The following is a 16699-nucleotide window of genomic DNA, read 5'->3' as shown; positions in this document are numbered from 1 at the left end:
GCACGGCACCCCGCGAGCGGAGTCAGCTCACGGGGTGCCGTATGCGGTTCGTCTGAGATTCAGGCGAGGTCGAACCGGTCGAGATTCATCACCTTGTTCCACGCAGCGACGAAGTCCTGCACGAACTTCTGCTGCGCGTCGGCGGCGGCATAGACCTCGGCGAGAGCACGCAGCTGCGAGTTGGAACCGAAGACGAGGTCGACGGCGGTCGCGGTCCACTTGGTCTCACCGGTGACCCGGTCACTGCCCTCGTAGACGTTCTCGGCCGAGGCGGATCCCTTCCACTCGGTACCCATGTCGAGGAGGTTGACGAAGAAGTCGTTGGTCAACACCTCGGGCCGGTCGGTGAAGACGCCGTGCTCGGTTCGGCCGAAGTTCGCGTTCAGGGCCCGCAAGCCACCGACGAGAACCGTCATCTCCGGAGCGGTCAGATTCAACATGTAAGCCCGGTCGACCAGGAGGGCCTCGGCCGGCAACTTCTCGCCCGCTCGCAGGTAGTTGCGGAACCCATCTGCCCTCGGCTCGAGCACGGTGAACGTTTCCGCGTCGGTCTGTTCCTGCGACGCATCCGTGCGCCCGGGAGTGAACGGGACCGTGATGTCGTGGCCGGCGGCCTTCGCCGCTTTCTCCACAGCCGCGGTACCGGCCAGGACGATCAGGTCCGCGAGTGACACCTTCACCCCGCCGGACTGCGACGAGTTGAAGTCCAGCTGGATCTGCTCGAGGGTCTGCAGGATCGTCGACAGCTCGGTGGGGTTGTTCACCTCCCAGTTCTTCTGCGGCTCGAGCCGGATCCGCGCTCCGTTGGCGCCGCCCCGCATGTCGGTGCCGCGGAAGGTTGCCGCCGACGCCCAGGCGGTGGACACCAACTGGGAAACGGACAGCCCCGAATCGAGGATCTTGCCCTTCAGCGAAGCGATCTCACTGTCACCGATGAGCGGGTGATCGACCGCCGGAACCGGGTCCTGCCACAGCTGCGCCTCCGGAACCCAGGGGCCGAGGTAGCGCGTGACAGGTCCCATGTCGCGGTGCAGCAACTTGTACCACGCCTTGGCGAACTCCTCGGCGAACTCCTCCGGGTGATCGAGCCAACGCCGAGTGATCTTCTCGTAGGTGGGGTCCATGCGCAACGAGAGGTCCGTGGTGAGCATCGTGGGGTTGCGTCCCGCCGACGAGTCGAACGGGTCCGGGATCGTGCCCGCACCCGCGCCGTCCTTGGCGGTCCACTGCCAGGCACCGGCGGGGCTCTTGGTGAGCTCCCACTCGAAGCCGTACAGCGTCTCCAGGAAGCTGTTGTCCCACTTCGTCGGGGTGGGGGTCCACACGACTTCGAGGCCGCTGGTGATCGCGTCCTTGCCGACGCCGGTGCCGAATGCGCTCTTCCAGCCCAAGCCCTGCTGCTCGATCGGGGCGGCTTCCGGTTCCGGACCGACCAGGTCGGCGTCACCTGCGCCGTGTGTCTTACCGAAGGTGTGGCCTCCGGCGATCAGTGCGGCGGTCTCCACGTCGTTCATCGCCATGCGGGCGAACGTCTCCCGGATGTCGCGGGCCGCTGCCAGCGGATCCGGCTGCCCGTTCGGTCCCTCCGGGTTCACGTAGATCAGACCCATCTGCACGGCCCCGAGCGGACCGGACAGTTCGCGATCACCGCTGTAACGCTCGTCGCCGAGCCAGGTGTCTTCCGGACCCCAGAACACTTCCTCTGGTTCCCAGACGTCTTCGCGGCCGAAGCCGAATCCGAAAGTCTTGAACCCCATCGACTCGAGGGCACAGTTACCGGCGAAGACGAGCAGATCCGCCCAGGAAATCTGCTTGCCGTACTTTTGCTTGACCGGCCACAGCAGCCGGCGCGCCTTGTCGAGGCTCGCGTTGTCGGGCCAGCTGTTGAGCGGGGCGAAGCGCTGGGCACCCTGCCCGCCACCGCCGCGACCGTCGGCGATGCGGTAGGTGCCGGCAGCGTGCCAGCTCATTCGGATGAAGAGCCCACCGTAGTGGCCGTAGTCGGCAGGCCACCAGTCCTGCGAGGTCGTCATCAGATCGATGACGTCTCGCCTGAGCGCCTCGACGTCGAGCTTGGCGAACTCCTCGGCGTAGTCGAAGTCGGCGCCCATCGGGTTGGATTTCGACGAGTGTGCGTGCAGCACTGACAGTTCCGGCTGGTTGGGCCACCAGTCGCGGTTCGTCCTCGGACGATGCTCTTTGACCGTGGGGGACGGGATTGCGGGGTTTTCACTTTCACTGGTGCTCTGAGTGTTGCCGTCATGAGCGACCGGGCAGCTATCGGACACAGCATTCCTTCCAGGAGCGAGTAGATCGGGCTGTTATCGCGGTTTTTTTCGCGAAGTGTGTGATGTCGAGCAGTCGGGGCACAGACCCCAATAGATGACCTCGGCCTCCTCGACGACGAAACCGCCGTCGTCGGACACAGTCAGGCAGGGCGCCTCGCCGACGGCGCCGTCGACGTCGGCGATAACCCCGCACGCCCGGCACACGACGTGATGGTGATTGTCACCGACACGCAACTCGTAGCGTGCGACGGAGCCGGACGGCTCGATCCGCCGCACCAAGCCCACGTCGGTGAGCACATGCAGAACGTCGTACACAGTTTGCCGGGAAACTCCTGGTAGGTGCGTTCGCACGGCGTCGAAAATAGTTTCCGTGTCGGCGTGCGGATGCTCGCGGACGCCATCCAGCACCGCCAGGCGAGGGCGAGTCACGCGTAGCTGGGCTGCACGCAACTGCACTTCGTAATCCCGCGTCGAGGGCACCTCACTACTATGACGCACTTTTCTGGAATCAGTCACGATTTTGGATAACCAGATGCACTACTTCTCCGGAACAGCGACTACTTCGCCTCGATCTCGGCTGTCGCTCGTCAATGCGCTGCGTCGAACGCTTCCTGCACCTCTGCGGGAATGCGGCCTCGCGAGGAAATGTCGTACCCGTTCTCCGCCGCCCACTCGCGGACCGTACTCGCCTGGGCACGGCCGCGCGGCTTCGCGCTCGCGGTGGACCGACCTTTCCGGCCGTCGACCCGGGTGGCGTGCTCGATGTAGAAGTCCATGGTGCGCAGGAACTCTCTGGCGTTCTTCGTCTTCAGGTCGATCTCGTAGTCGACACCGTTGACCGAGAAGGTGATGTGCTCGCCCTTCCCGACCTCGATCAGACTCCCGTCGATGTCGTCGACCAATTCCACGACCACTTTCTTCGCCACCCTGAACTCCTTTTGATCTGGTTACAGCCCACAAGACACTACTGCCCACACGCGGTTTCCCGGTCCGGCTTCGTCCCGGTTCGAGGAATCGGTCCGCCGCGCATCTCCCGGCTGAGGGCGTGACAGACACAGGGCGGGGGTCGACGGGATCTCCAGGAGACTCACCCCCTGTGCCGGAGTGACGGAAAGAATAGAACCTGTGTCAACTCTATCGTCTCGCGCGCCGTTCGCTGTAGCATTCGGGAATGAGCCGAGTGGGTAGCTACAGCGACGATGACCTGGCTGGTTGGTTGTCGGCTTCACCGGAGCTGGGTAAGGCACTGGGCGGCTTCACCGATGCCGTGTACAACCGGAACCGGTTACCGTTGCGCGTACGGGAGATTGCACGGATGGCGATCGCCGTGGCGAACGAGTGCGCGGTGTGCCGCGGGGCTCGGGACGGCGGTGGGCCGGACGCCGGTATCGACGAGCACTTCTACGATCACGTCCTCGAGTGGGAGTCGTGGCCGGGATACGGCGAGCGGGAGCGGACGGCGGCCGAGTTCGCCTACCGATTCGCCACCGACCACACCGCGCTACGCGAAGACGAGGATTTCTGGCGGCGGTGTCATGAACACTTCTCCGACGAACTTCTCACCGACCTCGCCTTGTCGTGCGCGCTGTGGTTGGGAACCGGCCGCGTGCTGCGGGTGCTCGACATCGGTCAGAGCTGTCGGCTCACGCTCTGATCGTCAATTCCATTCATTCTGCGGCAGAACGTCTTTCATTATCCGCTGCAGTGCGGGGTTGCGGTTGTCCGCGCGCCAGGCGGCGTTCATTTGCACGGGCCGATCCCGCACCGAGGTGACCGGCCGGAACACCACACCCTCGGGATGCATTGTCTGCGCAGATTCCGGCACCAGTGCCATTCCCAGACCGGAACGCACGAGGACGAGCATCGTATGAACCTGCGTCACGTATTGCACGTACCGCGGCGACGCTCCGACGATGGTGAAGGTGCTGATCAGCAGTTCGTGAAAATACCGCGCATCGACGGGTGAATACATGACGACGGGTTGATCGTCGAAGTCCTCCACGGTCAGGTGGTCCTGCTCGGCCAGCGGGTGTCCCTGCGGGAGCGCGGCGACGAGGTTCTCGTGGTGAATAGGCCGGGTGTCTATTCCGGGCCGGGTGAGAATGGGCCGGATCAGTCCGAGGTCCAATTCACCGCTGGTGAGAGCATCGATCTGCACTGACGTCACCATTTCACGGAGATCGATCTTCACATCGGGAAGAGTGTCGCGGGCGGCCTCGAGCAGTCGCGGTAGCACCGCGTGGGCCGAGGCGCCGGTGAACCCGACGACCACAGTTCCCAGATCACCCGCGGGTACCCGCCGCACCGTCAGTACCGCGCTCTCCGACAGGGAGAGGATGCGGCGCGCGTCGGGCAGGAACGCCGTTCCCGCGGCGGTCAGCGTGACCGATCGACTGGTGCGGTCGATCAGCTGCACGCCCAGTTCACTTTCGAGCTGCTGAATTTGCCGGCTCAGCGGAGGCTGAGTCATGTGGAGCCGTTCCGCGGCCCGCCCGAAATGCAACTCCTCCGCGACGGCGATGAAGCACGACAGCCGCGCAAGGGAAAACATCGACCTACTCCTCTGCCGTCGAACCGGGGCGCTCGTCCGAACAATGTAGCGGACCTGCGCACGTGCACCCCGGATCGACGGTCACCCGGTTCACCAGCGTGGGCAGGTGTTCTCGAAAGCCGGATCGATCGACTGCATGTACCCGGTGTCGTCGCGGTCGCGAACCCCGCAGTCGAGGTACTGCTCGTGCAGTGCGCCGAGCGCGTCCTCGTCGATCTCGACGCCCAATCCCGGCGTCGTCGGCACCGCGACCGTGCCGTCGACGAACTTCAGCACGCCGGGCTTGACCACGTCCTCCGTCTTCCACGGCCAATGTGTGTCGCAGGCGTACGTGAGGTTCGGCGTGGCCCCGGCGAGGTGCACCATCGCGGCCAGGCTGATGCCCAGGTGCGAGTTCGAGTGCATCGACAGTCCCAGGCCGAAGTTGTCGCAGATGCCGGCGAGCAACCGCGACCGCTGAAGGCCACCCCAGTAATGATGGTCCGACAGCACGACCTGCACAGAATCCTTCAACACGGCAGGCTTCAGCTGATCGAACGCGACGACGCACATGTTCGTGGCCAACGGCATCTTCGCCTCACGCGCGACTTCGGCCATGCCGTCGAGGCCCGGCGTCGGATCCTCCAAGTACTCGACGATGCCGTCGAGTTCCGAGGCGACCCGGACCGAGGTGTCGACGGTCCACGCCGCGTTGGGGTCGAGCCGCAACGGAAGATCCGGGAACGCGGCGCACAGCGCCTTGATGCCGGCGATCTCCTCGTCCGGTGAGAACACCCCACCCTTGACCTTGATCGCCTCGAAACCGTACTCGCCGATCATCTTCTGTGCCTGACGCACCAGTCCGTCCGGGTCCAGCGCCTCACCCCACTCGTCCGGGCGGGCACCGGGGTGCCCGGCCCACTTGTAGAAGAGGTAAGCACTGAAGGGCACCGTGTCGCGCACCTTGCCGCCGAGCAGATCGGACACCGGCCGGCCGAGCGCCTTGCCCTGCACGTCGAGGCACGCCACCTCGAAGGGGGAGAACACCCGATCGGTCGTACTGGCGGTGGTGATCATCCCGGCGACTCCGTCACCGCCGGTGATCGACAGCGTGGCAATCTTCGCGTCGATCACCGCCCGAATGGCGTTCAGCGAGAACACGTCGAGTCCGGTAATGGACTCGGCGGCAGCCTGGAGTCGAGCGAGGTGCGCGGTATCGGCGTAGGTCTCACCCAACCCGACGAGGCCGCTGTCCGTGTCGAGTTGGATGATCGCACGGAGCGCATACGGTTGATGCACGCCGACCGTGTTGAGTAGCGGCGGATCCACGAAGGCGACCGGTGTGATGCGGGCACCAGTGATGCGGATGGGTTCCGAGGACATCAGCGCACCGCTTGAACCGCGAAAGCGTCGGCGAGCGCTGCCCGTCCGGCAGCGGTGATCTGGGCCAGTTCCCGCTTGTGAGCCTCGCTCGGCTGCACGAGCGGCGGGCGCACCGGCCCGGCTTCGAGGCCCTCCATGGTGACGCCGAACTTGACGAGTGACACCGCATAACCCGGCACCTGATCGCGCAGGCGGACCAGAGGATGGAAGAAGCTGCGGAGCAGCGCGTCGGTGAGTTCCTCGTTGCCCGATTCGAGTGCATCGTAGAAACCGAGAGCCAGTTCTGGTGCAAACGCGAAGGTCGCCGACGAGTACAGCGTGACACCGATGGCCCGGTACGCCTGCTGGGAGATTTCTGCCGTGGGCATGCCGTTGAAGAACAGGAACTGCTTACCCGACGGTGCGAGCGCGTCCTTCACGGCGTGGACGATACGCGCGACCTTGTCCAGGTCACCGGTCCCGTCCTTCAGGCCGATGACGGTGGGGAACTGGGCCACCGCGACGGCGGACGCCTCGTCGAAACGGGCGTTGCTGCGGTTGTAGACGATGAGGGGCAGGTCGGTGGTGTCTGCGACCGCGCGGGTGTAGTCCACCAATCCGGCCTGCGGCATAGTCACGAGGTAGGGCGGGAGCAACAGGATGCCATCGGCGCCATTGGCCTTGGCGCTCGTCGCAAATTCCTTCGCCTGCGCGATCGAGCCGCCCGCACCGGCGAACACCGGGACCCGTCCCCCGACCGCGTCGACGGCCGTGGCCACGATCCTGCCGAACTCCTCGAGTCCGAGGGCGTGGAATTCGCCGGTGCCGCAGGCGATGAAGACGCCGCCGGGTCCGGCATCCACCCCCTTGGTGACGTGCTCGGCGAGCCGGTCGTAGTTGACGTCACCGGATTCGGTGAACGGTGTGACGGGGAAGAACAGGACTCCGTCGAGCATGGGTTTCTCCTTTTACGAGACGATGTCAGTCTTGGGTGAGGCGGCCGTCGATACGACGCCACAACTGTTCGGGGTTGCCGTCGGCGACGGCGGTGGGCAGCAACGATGGCGGAACATCTTGGTAGGCAACGGGTCGCAGGAAGCGTTCGATCGCCAGCGATCCCACCGACGTGGTGCGCGAGTCGGATGTCGCGGGGTAGGGACCGCCGTGCACCATCGCGTGTCCGACCTCCACCCCGGTGGGCCAGCCGTCGAACAGGATTCGGCCGGCCTTGAGTTCGAGAACGCTCAGCAGGCGTCCGGCCTCGTCCAGGTCTTCCTCGTCTGCGTGGACGGTCGCGGTCAGTTGACCTTCGAGCCTCGCCGCCACGGCGCGCACCTGCTCGGCATCGCGACACTTGACGACCAGGCTGGAGGCCCCGAACACCTCCTGCTGCAACACGTCCGAGCCCAGGAACGTGTCGGCGTCGCTGCTGAAGAGTGCCGCCCGGCACGAATTGGGTGCGTCCGACTCGGCGCCGCGGGCCTCCACGGTGGCAGTGCCCTCGAGGGCGGCAACCCCGTCGGCGTAGGAGCCGGCGATGACCGGGGTGAGCATCGGCGTCGGCACAGTTTCGGCGACGGCCGCATTCGCGGCCGAGACGAACGCGGCCAGGCCGGGACCGTCGACGGCGATGACGAGTCCGGGGTTGGTGCAGAACTGACCGGAGCCGAGCGTCAGGGACGCGACGAATGCGCGACCGAGGTCGGCGCCGCGGGTGGCGAGTGCGTTCTCGAGGAGGAACACCGGGTTGATCGAGCTCATCTCCGCGTACACCGGGATCGGTTCCGGCCGCCCCGCGGCCGCCGCCACCAGAGCGGTTCCACCGGAACGTGATCCGGTGAATCCGACCGCCTTGATCCGGGAGTCCTTCACCAGTGCCGTGCCGAGCTCGGGACCGGCACCGTAGAGGAGCGAGAAGGTTCCCGCCGGCATACCCGTGCTCGCGACGGCGTCCGTGATGGCCCGTCCGACCAGTTCGGAGGTACCCGGGTGTGCGTCGTGGGCTTTGACGACGACGGGGCAGCCCGCCGCCAGCGCGGACGCGGTGTCGCCACCGGCGACGGAGAACGCCAGAGGAAAGTTGCTCGCGCCGAACACCGCAACGGGTCCGAGCGGGACCTTGCGCTGGCGGATATCTGCCCGGGGCAGCGGGGTGCGGTCGGGCTGGGCGGGGTCGATGCGGGCACCGTTCCAGCCACCGTCACGGAGGACGCCGGCGAACAACCGCAGCTGTCCGGACGTGCGGCCCACCTCACCGGTGATGCGGCCCTGCGGAAGTCCGGATTCGGCACACGCCCGGGCGACGAGCGTGTCGCCGAGGGCCTCGACGTTGTCGGCAATCGCCTCGAGGAACCGGGCGCGGTCCTCGCTGCTCGTTGCGCGGTACGGCGCGAATGCCGCGTCGGCCGCTGCGCAGGCTGCCTCGACGTCCCGCTCGGCCCCGTGCGCGAAACCCGGTTCCAGCCGCTCGCCGGTGGCGGGGTTGATGCCGTGGATCGTCGGGCCCGAACCCTGCACGGGCTTGCCCGCGATGATCATCTGTCCGGTCACGTCGGTCCGGTTCACCGTTGCTGTCATGATGTGGGTCCTCTAGTTCTCTGCGTTTCGTATGTGCCGGTGAGAGGTCATTTCGCTGCCACGGTTGACTCGGCGGAGCCCACCTCGGCCAGGTTCGCGACGTCGTCGATGTCTTCCTTGTCACGCCGGAAGTACGTCACCGCTGCGGCGGCGGCGAGGGCGAAGAGCGACAGCACGACGAGGCCCATCGTCACCGTGCCGGTCTGTTCCTTGATCACCCCGAAGCCGAACGGGGCGACGAAGCCACCCAGGTTGCCGAGCGAGTTGATGATTGCGATCGCCGGTGCCAGCACCATGGGGTGCAGCGTGCGCTGCGGGATCGACCAGAACAGCGGGCTCGCGCTCTTGAATCCCATCGTCGCAACGCACAGCAGCGGAAGCGCCAGCCACGGGGTGACGAACGCGGCGGCCATCGTGCCCACACCGCCGATGAGCAGCGCGGCGACGAGGTAGGGCTTGTGCCTTCCGGTGCGGTCGGCCGAGCGGTTGGAGAAGTACATCGCGAAGATCGCGCAGATCCAGGGCAGCGACGACAGCAGCCCGACGGTGACGTCGTTGGTACCCGGGATACGGCGGATGATCGACGGAAGCCAGAACGTGTTGGCGTAGATCGCCATGGTGATCGCGAAGAAGATGCCGCAGCACACCAGGATCCGCGGCTGCAGAAGCAGCTTCCAGCGCGAACCCGACTCGCCACGCTTCACCGACGCCTTACTGCGCAGCACGTCCTCCTCGGCTATGACGGCCTGCAGATCGTGCTTCTCCACGCCGGTGAGCCACTTCGCGTCGTCGATCTTCGAGTCGAGCAATCGGTAGGCGATGCACCCGACGACCACCGACAGCAGTCCCTCCAGCGCGAACATCCACTGCCAGCCATGATGCCCACCGAGCCCGTCGAGGGACAGCAGCGGTCCGGACAGCGGTCCCGAGATCGCGGCAGCAATGGAGGACCCCGCAATGAACAGTGCCGTAGCGCGGCTGCGGTGGTTGTTCGGCAGCCAGCGGGTGAAGTAGAAGATGATCGCCGGGAAGAAGCCGGCCTCGGCGACACCGAGGAGGAACCGCAGGACGTAGAACATCTCCGGACCGTTGACGAACGCCATCGCCGCGGACACCAGGCCCCACGAGATCATGATGCGGGTGAGCCACACCTTGGCGCCGAACTTCTCCATGAGCACGTTCGACGGCAGTTCGAAGATCGCATAGGCAATGAAGAAGACACCCGCACCGAAACCGTAGGCTGCGGCGCCGATGCCGACATCGGCCTCGAGGTGAGTCTGCGCATAACCGATGTTCGACCGGTTGAGCTGATTGCAAATCAGCATCACGATGAACAACGGCACGACGCGGCGGAAGATCTTCGATACCGCACTGTCGACCGCCGGGGAGACGGCGAGGGGGAGGGTCATCGGTGACTCCTCTCGGGTTCTGGTGTAACGACTGGGCTACCCGGTGCACGCTGGTTCACCGGCGTGACCTGAGTCATAAAGCCACGCTAGAGCCGCGTTCGATACATGTCCAAGTCAAAAAAAGTCGTGATCAATGCTCATATTGAACTGATGGCCGGCGACGATCCCTTGGTAGCGTCGCCTGCGTGGCAGCCTCCGACTTCGAGTTTCTCCGTACGACCCGGGACCATTTCCCCCAGCTGCAGAAATGGCTACGCGAACCCCACGTCGGACGTTTCTGGAACCACGAGACATCGGACGCCGATATCGAGCGCGACTTCGGGGGAAGTATCGACGGCACCGAACCATGCGAGGATTTCCTGGTCCTGCGCGGTGGCCGTCCTCTGGGATTCATCCAGCGGTATCACCTCGCCGACTACCCGGAAGACCTCGCACTGCTCACGGCACTCGTCGAGGTACCGGACGGGAGCTTGTCGATCGACTACTTCATCGGCGACCCGGAACTCATCGGCCGCGGCGTGGGCACTGCGATGATCACCGCGTTCGTGGACAAGTGCCGCGCGGACTCACCCGACGCGACAGCAATCATCGTTCCCGTCGTCGTACCGAATCGTGCGTCCTGGCGGGCACTCGAGAAGGCCGGCTTCCGCCGCGTCGGAGCGGGCTACCTCCCGCCCGACAACCCCATAGACGACGGGGCCCACTACATCAGCAGGCTGGATTTGCGCTCGGTATGAGGCTGCGGCGACCGCGGAACGTCTTGCGGTAGGCCGACGGTGGGACACCGAGGACGGCACCCATGTGCTGGCGCAAGGACGCCGTCGTCCCGAAACCGACCTCCCGGGCGATGACGTCGACGGACAGGTCGGTGGTCTCGAGGAGTTGCCGGGCGCGGTCGACCCGGCGGGTGATCAACCAGCGGTTGGGGGTGGTGCCGACCTCTTCACCGAACCGCCGGGTGAAGGTGCGAACGCTCATGTTGGAGTGTGCAGCCATCCGGGTCAGCGTCAACGATTCCCCCAGCCGCTCCAAAGCCCAGTTACGAGTGACCGCGGTGGACTCCGCACCGGCTGCCGGAATCGGCCTCTCGATGTACTGCGCCTGCCCGCCGTCGCGCCACGGCGGGACGACGCATCGGCGCGCCACTTGATTTGCCAGGTCGGAGCCGTGGTCTCGGCGCAGGATGTGGAGGCAGAGGTCGAGTCCGGCGGCGACGCCCGCCGAGGTGAGGACCTGTCCCTCGTCGACGAACAGGACGTCGGGATCGACCCGGACCTGCGGGTACGTCCGTTGGAAGTGCTCGGTGTTGCGCCAGTGGGTGGTGGCGCGCAGACCGTCGAGGAGACCCGCTGCGGCGAGGATGTAGGAGCCGGTGCAAATGGAGACATATCGGGTGCCGGGCCGGACGAACGCGAGTGCCGCCTCGATCTTCGGCGGCAGATGGCCGTCGTAGGCGGGGCCCAATTCATACGACGCGGGGATCACGACCGTGTCCGCCTCGGCCAGCAGCTCTGGCCCGTGATCGACGGATATCGAGAAGTCCGCGTCCGACCGCACCGGTCGGCCGTCGGCCGTGCACGTCTGTACTTCGTACAGCGCATTGCCATTCGCGTCGTGCGCCCGGCCGAAGACGCGCGAGGGGATGCCGAGTTCGAACGGAATCACACCGTCCAAGGCGAGCACGACCACCCGATGACGTTCGACCATGGCCAGATTCTTTCACATGTTGGCATTCCGGCAACTTTTCCGGCGGGACGCCGTCCCGCAGACTTACCGTCGTGACGTCCGACATCGCGCCCCCGGCACCCCAGGCCCGAATAGCCCCGCCCCGCCTGCACTACGCCTGGCTGGTGGCGATGGTCGCTTTCCTCGCTCTGGTGGGGGCGGCAAGTTTCCGTGCTGCGCCGTCCATCCTCATCGACCCGCTGCACGAGGACTTCGGCTGGTCGCGGGCAAGCATCTCCTCGGCGGTGTCGATCAACCTGGTGCTGTACGGGTTGACGTCACCGTTTGCCGCAGCTCTGATGGAGCGGTTCGGCATGCGCCGGGTTGTGACGGCGGCGCTCGTCCTCGTGTCTGCCGGCAGTGGGCTGACCATCTTCATGACCGCCACCTGGCAGCTGGTGCTCCTGTGGGGTGTATTCGTCGGTTTAGGCACTGGTTCGATGGCGCTCGCGTTCGTCGCCACCGTGGTCGATCGCTGGTTCGTGGCGCGGCGCGGTCTGGTCACGGGCATTCTCACCGCCGGCAGCGCGGCTGGACAGCTGGTGTTCTTGCCGATCCTCGCCGTGCTCGCCGAGCGATACAACTGGCAGACGGTGGCGTTGACGGTGTCGTTCGCGGCCCTCGCCGTCGTCCCGCTGGTGCTGATGTTTCTCCGCAACCGGCCATCGGATGTCGGTACGGTGCCGTACGGAGCAGGGCCCGACTACCTCGCGGAACCACCCGCACCGACTGGACGCGGCGGCGCTGCGGGCCGGGCCGTCACCGTGTTGCTCTCCGCGGCCCGCACTCGGGTCTTCTGGCTGTTGGCGGGCACCTTCGCGATCTGTGGTGCAAGCACCAACGGGCTGGTCGGCACCCATTTCGTGCCCGCCGCACACGATCACGGCATGCCGACCACCGCGGCGGCGAGCCTGCTCGCCGTCATCGGAATCTTCGACGTCGTCGGAACCATCGCGTCGGGGTGGTTCACCGACCGGTTCGATTCGCGCAAGCTGCTCGGCATCTATTACCTGTTGCGCGGCATCTCTTTGATGCTGTTGCCGATCCTCTTCGCGGGCACCGTTCACCCGCCGATGATCGCGTTCGTCATCTTCTACGGCCTCGACTGGGTGGCCACGGTGCCCCCGACAGTTTCTCTCTGCCGCAAGCACTTCGGCGCCGATGCGCCGATCGTGTTCGGCTGGGTGCTGGCCTCGCACCAGATCGGGGCCGGCATCGTCGCGTTTCTGGCAGGGTTTGTGCGCGACGAGTTCGGTCGATACGACGCCGCGTTCTACGTGGCCGGGGGTCTGTGTGCGATCGCCGCTGTCATGTCGCTGGCCATCGTCGCGAAGACGCCGCGCGCGATCGCCTGAGGTCACGGTTGCGCGGCCTGGGCGAATCCGCCTCCTCGACACCGCCTCGCTTCCTAAGATCCATGTATGGCAGCTCAACGCGCATCGGACGAGGTCGTCGACCAGTCCAAGATCGAGAATCGGGCCCCGTCGGTGGCCGCAATGTTCATCAATCGGGTAGCCACATCGCCGAGTCACGAGGCGTTCCGCTACATCCGACCCGGGAACGGCGACGAGTGGGTGAGCGTCACCTGGTCCGAGGCCGGTGATCGTGTGCGCAACCTCGCCGCCGGCCTGATCTCGCTCGGGGTGCAGGCCGAGCAGCGCGTGGCGCTGGCTTCCGCCACCCGCTACGAATGGGTGCTGGCCGACCTCGCGGTGATGTGCGCCGGCGCCGCCACCACCACGGTGTATCCCACGACGACCGCTCCCGATGTGGCCTACATCGTCGCCAACTCGGGGAGCCGTGTCGTCATCGCCGAGGACGACTCGCAGCTGGCGAAGCTGCGGGACAATCGCACTGAGCTCACGGATGTCGAGAAGGTCGTTTTGATCGACGGCACACCCGGCGAAGGCGACGACTGGGTGATCACGTTCGAGCAGTTACACGACCTCGGCGCCGAACTGCTGGCCGAGAAGCCGGATGCGGTGAACGAGCGGATCGATGCGATCAAGCCGGATGATCTGGCCACCCTCATCTACACGTCCGGGACCACCGGGAAGCCGAAAGGCGTGCGTCTTCCGCATTCGGCGTGGACCTATGTCGCGGCCGCGATCGACTCCACCGGCCTGCTCGATCCCGACGACCTGCAGTATCTGTGGCTACCACTCTCGCACGTCTTCGGAAAGGTGCTGCTCGTCCTGCCACTGCAGATCGGGTTCGCCACCGCGGTCGACGGACGGGTCGACAAGATCGTCGAGAATCTTGCGGTAGTGCGCCCGACCTTCATGGGCGCCGCTCCCCGGATCTTCGAAAAGGCCTATGCCCGCATCGTCTCCACCGTCCAGGAAGAGGGCGGCGTGAAAGCGAAGATCTTCGACTGGGCCATCGGGGTCGGCCTCGCGGTGTCCAGGGCCAAACAGGCAGGAAAGAGCCCATCCCTTCTCGAGTCGGTGCAGCATGCACTCGCAGATCGATTGGTGTACAGCACGATTCGCGAGCGGTTCGGTGGGCGCCTGAAATTCTTCATCTCCGGATCCGCTGCGCTCAATCGTGATGTCGCCCAATGGTTCGACGCCGTCGGCATCAAAGTTCTCGAGGGTTACGGACTCAGCGAGACCAGCGCGGCATCCTTCGTCAACCGGCCGTCGGCCTACCGCTTCGGAACGGTCGGCTGGGCTATCCCCGGAACCGAGACGAAGATCGGCGAAGACGGTGAAATTCTGATCAAGGGCCCCGGCGTGATGAGCGGCTATCACGAGAACCCGGAGGCGACTGCGGAGGCGTTGACCGAGGACGGCTGGTTCCGCACCGGTGACATCGGTGAGATCGACGAAGACGGCTACCTGCGGATCACCGACCGCAAGAAGGACATGTTCAAGACGTCCAACGGCAAGTACGTGGCACCGTCCGCGGTGGCCTCCACCTTCAAGGGGATCTGCCCCTACGTCGGCGAGCTGATCGTCGACGGTGAGGGCAAGTCGTACTGTGTCGCGCTCATCTCCCTCGACGCCGAGGCCATCGGCGAGTGGGCGAAACATCACGGTATGGGCGACAAGTCGTTCTCCGAGATCGCGCAGGCACAGGAGACACGCAACCTGATCGGCGGTTATGTCGAAGAGCTCAACGCCGGACTCAACCGGTGGGAGCAGATCAAGAAGTTCCGGATTCTCGATCGCGAACTGACCGTCGAGAACGGCGAAATCACGCCGAGCATGAAACTCAAGCGCAAGGTTGTGATGAACAACTTCTCCGACGAACTCCAGGATCTCTACAACTGACTTGACCCTCACGCGGCGTCAGGCCCCACGGTAGAGACGTGAGCGAGAAACACACGGTAGGCGTCGTCGCCAAGCTGGTCGGAGTGAGTGTGCGCACGCTGCATCACTACGACGAGATCGGCCTGGTGACGCCGTCGGACCGCACACCCAGCGGGTACCGCAGCTACTCGGATGCAGACGTCGAACGTCTTCACCGCGTCCTGACGTATCGGGCGCTGGGTTTCCCCCTCGAGGAGATCGCAGCCCTTCTCGACGACCCGGACGTGGATGCCCTCGCGCATCTGCGGCGACAGCACGAACTGCTGAGCGAACGGATCGATCGCTTACACGAGATGGCTGCAGCCGTGGAGAAGATGATGGAGGCGAAAAGTATGGGCATTCAGCTCACCCCAGAAGAGCAGAACGAAATTTTCGGTGCCGACTGGCCGGGCGAAGAATACGCCGCAGAGGCCGAGGAACGATGGGGCGACACCGACGCGTGGAAACAATCCCAGCAGCGCACGGCCAAGTTCGACAAGAAGGACTGGCAGCGCATCAAGGCCGAGGGCGACGCTCTCGAAGCGAAGCTCGCCGAAGCAATGGCGGAAGGCGTCGAACCCGGCTCGGATCGTGCGAACGCCCTGGCGGAGGAGCACCGCGCCGGAATCGCGAAGTTCTACGACTGTGACCACCCGATGCACGTGAATCTCGCCGAGATGTACGTCGCGGACGATCGTTTTCGCCAGCATTACGACGACATCGCGCCCGGGTTGGCGCAGTTCGTTCGCGACATCATCGTCGCGAACGCCGAGCAGCAGTGACGGGAAACGGCGGGGGTGGCGGGCTCGAGTAAGCGGCGCAGCTGACGGACACAACGGAGCGAACTCGACGGCACGCTGCCGTCGAGTTCGTTTCCGCATGTCGGCACTATTCTGAAACCCATGGCCGATCCGCAGCGTCCCAGTCCCAGCCAGTACGTCGGGTATCTGTTCGGTCGCACGCTTCCGGACTCCATGCAGGAATGGGTCCGCAACGACCTCGTGGGTCCCGGCGCCTCCGTGCGGTACGTCCTTCGGTTCATGCTTCCCGTCGTCGCAGTGCTGTTGCTGTTCCTTCTCATACCCGGCCCCATCTGGGTCCCCTTGGCGATGATGGCGCTGCTCTTGCTCCCGCTGTTGTACTTCGCGGTCGCGTTGATGAACATCTATCGTCGGCACCGTCTTCTCAGTCACGGACTCGACCCCGACCTCCTCACGGCGAAGGCGCAGCGCCGGGCCGACCGCACCCGAGAGGACTATGAAAAGCGCCATGGCCGTGGGGTGGAGTGACGCAGCACACGTGAGCGATCGATAAGTAATGCGTTAAAGTGGCGACGTCCGAGTGGTAGCCCCACGAGCCGCGCACCCTGAGGGTGACCGCAGGTTCCGACAGCCTCGACGGGAAGCAGTTCTAGATGACAGTCACAGATTCGACGGTTACGCCCGATATTCACACGACCGCGGGAAAGCTCGCCGACCTGCGTAATCGTCAGGCCGAGGCGCAGCACCCCAGCGG

At 65.3% G+C, this 16699-nt stretch carries 15 protein-coding genes; 6 read left to right on the top strand and 9 right to left on the bottom strand.

Features of this window, described 5'->3' with window-relative positions:
• Positions 1-59: 59 nt before the first annotated feature.
• The 3 genes from katG to R4P95_RS25785 all read right to left on the bottom strand — a co-directional run bounded on the left by katG (position 60) and on the right by R4P95_RS25785 (position 3214).
• The gene (katG, locus tag R4P95_RS25795) at positions 60-2288 is read right to left on the bottom strand and encodes a catalase/peroxidase HPI (RefSeq protein ID WP_317745706.1); all 2229 of its coding nucleotides are present in this window, start codon (positions 2286-2288) and stop codon (positions 60-62) included.
• 33 nt (positions 2289-2321) lie between these two features.
• Positions 2322-2768: a Fur family transcriptional regulator gene (locus R4P95_RS25790; protein WP_159918509.1), complete on the bottom strand. Its 447-nt coding sequence runs from the start codon at positions 2766-2768 to the stop codon at positions 2322-2324.
• A 107-nt stretch (positions 2769-2875) separates the two neighbouring features.
• Entirely contained in the window at positions 2876-3214 is a 339-nt protein-coding gene (locus R4P95_RS25785) for a histone-like nucleoid-structuring protein Lsr2 (protein WP_213575350.1), read from the bottom strand.
• A gap of 245 nt (positions 3215-3459) precedes the next feature.
• Between R4P95_RS25785 and R4P95_RS25780 the strand changes: the two genes are divergently transcribed.
• Positions 3460-3942, top strand: a complete 483-nt coding sequence (locus R4P95_RS25780; protein WP_213575351.1) for a carboxymuconolactone decarboxylase family protein — start codon at positions 3460-3462, stop codon at positions 3940-3942.
• Positions 3943-3945: 3 nt separating this feature from the next.
• Here R4P95_RS25780 and R4P95_RS25775 read toward each other — a convergent pair whose 3' ends face one another.
• The 5 genes from R4P95_RS25775 to R4P95_RS25755 all read right to left on the bottom strand — a co-directional run bounded on the left by R4P95_RS25775 (position 3946) and on the right by R4P95_RS25755 (position 10166).
• The gene (locus tag R4P95_RS25775; protein WP_213575353.1) at positions 3946-4839 is read right to left on the bottom strand and encodes a LysR substrate-binding domain-containing protein; all 894 of its coding nucleotides are present in this window, start codon (positions 4837-4839) and stop codon (positions 3946-3948) included.
• A 90-nt stretch (positions 4840-4929) separates the two neighbouring features.
• Positions 4930-6201 carry a glucarate dehydratase family protein gene (locus R4P95_RS25770; RefSeq protein WP_317745707.1) on the bottom strand — a complete coding sequence of 424 codons (1272 nt, stop codon included), beginning with the start codon at positions 6199-6201 and terminating at the stop codon, positions 4930-4932.
• Positions 6201-7136, bottom strand: coding sequence for a 5-dehydro-4-deoxyglucarate dehydratase (locus tag R4P95_RS25765; RefSeq protein ID WP_213575357.1), 936 nt, complete (start codon positions 7134-7136; stop codon positions 6201-6203). The genes R4P95_RS25770 and R4P95_RS25765 overlap by 1 nt, the downstream gene beginning before the upstream one ends.
• 25 nt (positions 7137-7161) lie before the next feature.
• Positions 7162-8757: an aldehyde dehydrogenase (NADP(+)) gene (locus R4P95_RS25760; RefSeq protein ID WP_213575359.1), complete on the bottom strand. Its 1596-nt coding sequence runs from the start codon at positions 8755-8757 to the stop codon at positions 7162-7164.
• A gap of 47 nt (positions 8758-8804) precedes the next feature.
• The gene (locus R4P95_RS25755; protein WP_213575361.1) at positions 8805-10166 is read right to left on the bottom strand and encodes an MFS transporter; all 1362 of its coding nucleotides are present in this window, start codon (positions 10164-10166) and stop codon (positions 8805-8807) included.
• A 185-nt stretch (positions 10167-10351) separates the two neighbouring features.
• Between R4P95_RS25755 and R4P95_RS25750 the strand changes: the two genes are divergently transcribed.
• Positions 10352-10903 (top strand): GNAT family N-acetyltransferase, encoded by a 552-nt coding sequence (locus R4P95_RS25750; protein ID WP_213575363.1) that lies wholly within the window; start codon positions 10352-10354, stop codon positions 10901-10903.
• On the opposite strand, the gene R4P95_RS25745 is transcribed toward R4P95_RS25750, so the two are convergent.
• Positions 10875-11873: a GlxA family transcriptional regulator gene (locus R4P95_RS25745; protein WP_317745708.1), complete on the bottom strand. Its 999-nt coding sequence runs from the start codon at positions 11871-11873 to the stop codon at positions 10875-10877. The two genes, R4P95_RS25750 and R4P95_RS25745, sit on opposite strands and share 29 nt — an antisense overlap.
• Positions 11874-11944: 71 nt before the next feature.
• On the opposite strand from R4P95_RS25745, the gene R4P95_RS25740 reads away from it, so the two are divergent.
• The 4 genes from R4P95_RS25740 to R4P95_RS25725 all read left to right on the top strand — a co-directional run bounded on the left by R4P95_RS25740 (position 11945) and on the right by R4P95_RS25725 (position 16473).
• Positions 11945-13246 carry an MFS transporter gene (locus R4P95_RS25740; protein WP_213575366.1) on the top strand — a complete coding sequence of 434 codons (1302 nt, stop codon included), beginning with the start codon at positions 11945-11947 and terminating at the stop codon, positions 13244-13246.
• A 66-nt stretch (positions 13247-13312) separates the two neighbouring features.
• Positions 13313-15166, top strand: a complete 1854-nt coding sequence (locus tag R4P95_RS25735; RefSeq protein WP_213575367.1) for an AMP-dependent synthetase/ligase — start codon at positions 13313-13315, stop codon at positions 15164-15166.
• Between the two features lie 38 nt (positions 15167-15204).
• Positions 15205-15966 carry a MerR family transcriptional regulator gene (locus R4P95_RS25730; protein ID WP_213575368.1) on the top strand — a complete coding sequence of 254 codons (762 nt, stop codon included), beginning with the start codon at positions 15205-15207 and terminating at the stop codon, positions 15964-15966.
• A 120-nt stretch (positions 15967-16086) separates the two neighbouring features.
• A complete protein-coding gene (locus R4P95_RS25725) occupies positions 16087-16473 on the top strand; it encodes a DUF5313 family protein (protein ID WP_109325471.1) in 387 nt (128 codons plus the stop codon).
• The last annotated feature ends 226 nt before the right edge of the window (positions 16474-16699 follow it).

It is taken from the genome of Rhodococcus sp. IEGM 27 (assembly GCF_033142305.1).
In the GTDB taxonomy this organism is placed as follows: domain Bacteria; phylum Actinomycetota; class Actinomycetes; order Mycobacteriales; family Mycobacteriaceae; genus Rhodococcus_F; species Rhodococcus_F oxybenzonivorans.
Note: the sequence above shows the minus strand (reverse complement) of the source record. Positions and strands in the feature narration are given on the sequence as shown.

Excerpts from the sequence above, each read along its gene's own strand:
- R4P95_RS25745 (WP_317745708.1), bottom strand. The coding sequence starts at position 11,873 with ATGGTCGAACGTCATCGGGTGGTCGTGCTCGCCTTGGACGGTGTGATT.
- R4P95_RS25725 (WP_109325471.1), top strand. The coding sequence starts at position 16,087 with ATGGCCGATCCGCAGCGTCCCAGTCCCAGCCAGTACGTCGGGTATCTG.
- R4P95_RS25735 (WP_213575367.1), top strand. The coding sequence starts at position 13,313 with ATGGCAGCTCAACGCGCATCGGACGAGGTCGTCGACCAGTCCAAGATC.
- R4P95_RS25765 (WP_213575357.1), bottom strand. The coding sequence starts at position 7,136 with ATGCTCGACGGAGTCCTGTTCTTCCCCGTCACACCGTTCACCGAATCC.
- R4P95_RS25760 (WP_213575359.1), bottom strand. The coding sequence starts at position 8,757 with ATGACAGCAACGGTGAACCGGACCGACGTGACCGGACAGATGATCATC.
- R4P95_RS25770 (WP_317745707.1), bottom strand. The coding sequence starts at position 6,201 with ATGTCCTCGGAACCCATCCGCATCACTGGTGCCCGCATCACACCGGTC.
- R4P95_RS25780 (WP_213575351.1), top strand. The coding sequence starts at position 3,460 with ATGAGCCGAGTGGGTAGCTACAGCGACGATGACCTGGCTGGTTGGTTG.
- R4P95_RS25755 (WP_213575361.1), bottom strand. The coding sequence starts at position 10,166 with ATGACCCTCCCCCTCGCCGTCTCCCCGGCGGTCGACAGTGCGGTATCG.
- R4P95_RS25775 (WP_213575353.1), bottom strand. The coding sequence starts at position 4,839 with ATGTTTTCCCTTGCGCGGCTGTCGTGCTTCATCGCCGTCGCGGAGGAG.